The organism is Bacteroidota bacterium (genome assembly GCA_030706565.1).
GTDB lineage: Bacteria > Bacteroidota > Bacteroidia > Bacteroidales > JAUZOH01 > JAUZOH01.
Window position 1 is genome coordinate 1 of sequence record JAUZOH010000492.1, and the last position, 2,607, is coordinate 2,607.

Annotated in this window: 2 protein-coding genes; both read left to right on the plus strand. The window is 34.1% G+C overall.

The window, feature by feature from the left end; genetic code table 11:
* Window positions 1-329: hypothetical protein (locus tag Q8907_15975; GenBank protein ID MDP4275767.1), on the plus strand; the 329-nt coding region annotated here is incomplete at its 5' end.
* 422 nt (window positions 330-751) lie between these two features.
* The coding region (locus Q8907_15980) for a two-component regulator propeller domain-containing protein (GenBank protein ID MDP4275768.1) at window positions 752-2,607 on the plus strand (1,856 nt) is incomplete at its 3' end.

Sequence of the window (2,607 nt, forward strand, 5' to 3'; positions counted from 1 at the left end):
ATAGAAATAGAAACAGGAAAAAAACGAAAAATTATATAATGGTTTCATCAGACTACGGATTGATCTTGCACTCCATTGTTGAAAAGGGATGGACGATCTTGTTGAAGGGAAGAGTAGGCGACATTAGTGGAAAATATGATAAAACTGGCATTCGTAAGGCAATCCGGGAGTATGATAATTTATGGTTGAAGTTTGAGGATTTATCCAAGCGTGAAAAACAATGTGCTACCTTATATAAACCATATAGTTTTAATAATATTTCTCCTACCTATCATGGAGTAGACGGGATGAAGTATTGGGTGGATCATTATCGCAGCCTGGTCAAATAATTTAACTGGTTCTAAATGAGAATTGAATAAAATATGAACATCAGTGATTCTAAGTTAAAACATATAATGTTTAAGTCGTTGTATTCAAGGAAAAATAAAGATTTGGATTTTATTAAAATAGAATGTTTTAATAAGCGGAAGTTATCACGGTTATTTGTTTTTGCCGCGATATATATTGCCATTATTATTTTTTTCGTATTTTTCCTTTTTCTATTTCTATAATGGTATAGTTGAAAAGATTATATTTAATAAGTATTACAAGTTTTTTGAATAATTTTTATGATTCTTTTTCTTCATAAAATCGCTGCAGAGATGAATATTTTTGTTTTAAGGATGCGTATCGTTTTTTTTTTCTCTATTTCGGGGCAGTAAATTCATTATTTGCCTCAGCTAATGGAAATGTTGAAAGCAAGGGTGAGAATGTGATCGCTTCGGATCTGTTGTTTGAACGGTTTTATAGCAACAACGGTATTCCGGATAACCGCATCAGGTCAATATTTCAGGATTCAAAAGGTTTTCTGTGGATAGGAACGATGAATGGCGTTTCGAAATATGACGGATATTCATTTGAAAATTTTTACAAAACGAAATCAACCAACAGTATTTCCGGAAATTGGGTATATGATTTTTGCGAAGATGCTGCTCATAACCTTTGGATGGCGACCCGTGAAGGCCTTAATTATTTTATCCGTGATAAGAAAAAATTCATCAATTATAAAAAGATTCCATTAAATCCCAATTCTTTATTCTGTAATGAAATTAATTCGCTGAAACTTGATCATGATAATTATCTCTGGATAGGCACTGCCAATGGTTTAGCTGGTTTTAATCCGCGGGGGAGAAAATTTGACCGTTACAGTCAATTTCCTTTAAATACTAAGATTTCCAAAATCATTAACTCCTTCGGTGATTTTATCTGGATAGCTACGGAAAAAGGAATTGTTCACTTCAACATAAAAACACATCATTATAAGTTTTATCCTCTACGTGTCAAATCTAATCCTTACGGTGACATTTTTTGGTCGATGATGGAATTTCATCGAGATTTATATATCACAACAGGTGGAGATGGTCTGGTTAAATTGCCGTTTGATTTTAAAAAGAAGGATTACGGCCGTTTTATGTATGTGAACAAATTTTCGAACCAGGCTTCCAATCTGGACCGTATACAGGTATTTGATATTTGCATGTCGCGCAATGGGATTGTCTGGCTTGGAACAGGAAACGGGCTGGCCAAAATAGAAAATTTAGGAAAGAATTCTGCAAAATTGATGTTTTACAGGAATAATGCCTTAAACAACAATAGTATTAGCAATAATACCGTATATAGAATTTTTGTTGATCGTACCGATGTTTTATGGTGCGGAACAGAAATGGGACTTAATAAATTGGATATAAAACTATTACCTTTTCATTATTTTACCTTCACCAATTCCAATTTTAAAGATCAGGTACGGTGTATTGGTTCGCCTGATGGTAAAGAGTTATGGCTGGGGACAGCTCAAAAAGGATTCTCAATATTAAACATGCGAAATGGGTTGAACCGTTGTTTCAGATTCAATCCCGAACAGTCGTTTTTTAATTCTACCCGTTCAATTCTTGCTTTACCTGAGGGGAAAATATGGCTGGGAACCTTAGGCGGATTACTTGAATTTTCTAACGGCAGTTTTAAGAAAATTATTGAGGGCAGTGCAGTTTTCGCTCTTTATCGGGATACAAGAAAAAATATCTGGATTGGAACAAACCATGGTGTTTATGAACTTGAGGGCAGCGTGAATAAAATACATTATCTGGAAGGATTGAATAATCTTAAAAATAATGATTTTGTGCGTTCCATATTCGAAGATCATGCCGGAAATATATGGATTGGACTGGAAAATGGAGGGCTTTATTGTCTGAATCCCCGGACTGAGAAATTTTCCCACATTACGGGAAATGGTAAAGGGCAGCTTTTTGGAAGTAATATCCTATGCCTGAATGAGTATCCCAATAATGTCATCTGGGCAGGTTCGGAATCAGGGCTGAACAAAATAACCATTCAGGTTGAACGAAATGGCAAAATTGGGTATTTTATTAAAAATTATTTCGAGAGCAATGGTATACCTGATAAATCGATCAATTCCATTATACCTGATTATAAAGGGAATTTATGGATCAGTACAATTAAGGGCATTGTTAAGTTTGATATTAGAAGAGAAAAATTTCAAAAGTTTTTATCCAATATAGATTTTAGCCAAAGCTGTTTTTTTAAGACAAATAACAGTGAGTTTATGTTTGG